The organism is Streptomyces sp. NRRL WC-3742 (genome assembly GCF_000720635.1).
In the GTDB taxonomy this organism is placed as follows: Bacteria; Actinomycetota; Actinomycetes; order Streptomycetales; family Streptomycetaceae; genus Kitasatospora.
Genome location: NZ_JOCF01000190.1, coordinates 1 through 625 on the forward strand (window position 1 = coordinate 1; position 625 = coordinate 625).

The 625-nt window shown below is 72.0% G+C and carries 2 pseudogenes; both read left to right on the plus strand.

The annotated features are described in order from the left end of the window. Window positions 1-96: pseudogene (locus IH61_RS46655) on the plus strand (electron transfer flavoprotein subunit beta); the annotation flags it as partial. 45 nt (window positions 97-141) lie between these two features. Further along, window positions 142-625, plus strand: a pseudogene (locus IH61_RS45455) (electron transfer flavoprotein subunit alpha/FixB family protein); the annotation flags it as partial.

Consider the following 625-nt stretch of genomic DNA (forward strand, 5'->3'; position numbering starts at 1 on the left):
GCGCGTCCGGCGCGTACCGCGGGCACGGTCGTCAAGGACGAGGGTGAGGGCGGCAAGCAGCTCGCGGCCTACCTCGCCGACCAGAAGTTCATCTAGTCCCACCCGTTCGCGCATCCAACGATCGATCAGGAGCAACGAATCATGGCTGAAATCCTGGTTCTGGTGGACCACGCCGACGGTGTGGTCCGTAAGCCGGCCCTGGAGCTGCTGACCCTGGCCCGCCGCATCGGCGAGCCGTCCGCCGTCGTCCTCGGCGCGGGTCACCTCCTCCGGCGAGGGCAAGGAGGTCGCCGCCCGTGTCGCCCTGCGGATCGGCTCCGGCATCATCACCGACGCCATCGACCTGGAGGCCGGCGACGGCGGTCCGGTCGCCACCCAGTCGGTGTTCGCCGCCTCGTTCCAGGTGAAGTCCAAGGTCACCAAGGGCGCGCCGGTCATCACGGTCAAGCCGAACGCCGTCGCCCCCGAGGCGGCCGCGGCCGCCGGCGCGGTGGAGAACGTGTCGGTGGAGTTCACCGGCAACGCGGCCAAGGTCACCTCGCGCACCCCGCGCGTCTCCTCCGGCCGCCCCGAGCTGACCGAGGCCGCGATCGTGGTCTCCGGCGGCCGCGGCGTCGGCGAGGCC